This is a genomic window from Gilvimarinus sp. 1_MG-2023 (genome assembly GCF_030548285.1).
The window spans coordinates 1-287 of record NZ_JAUOSC010000819.1; the positions used below are offsets into that span (position 1 = coordinate 1).

At 53.7% G+C, this 287-nt stretch carries 1 protein-coding gene; it reads left to right on the forward strand.

Annotated features, from left to right (window positions below; genetic code table 11):
* A partial coding sequence (locus Q4563_RS19180) for a nitrogenase component 1 (RefSeq protein ID WP_303605645.1) occupies positions 1-287 on the forward strand: 287 nt, incomplete at both ends.

Here is a 287-nt window from a genome sequence, read left to right on the forward strand (position 1 = left end):
ACTCAGGATGAAGTGAAAGATGCGCCTAACGCGCTGAACACCATCATGTTGCAGCCTAACCAGCTGACCAAAACCACCAAGTACGTCAAGAACACCTGGAAGCATGCCGTACCTGCGTTGAAGATCCCGATGGGTCTGGGCTGGACCGACGAATTCCTGATGAAAGTCAGCGAAATCACCGGCAAGCCGATTGCCGCCTCTCAGGAAAAAGAACGGGGTCGTCTGGGCGATATGATGACGGATTCACACACCTGGTTGCACGGCAAGAAATTTGCCTTGGGGGGTGA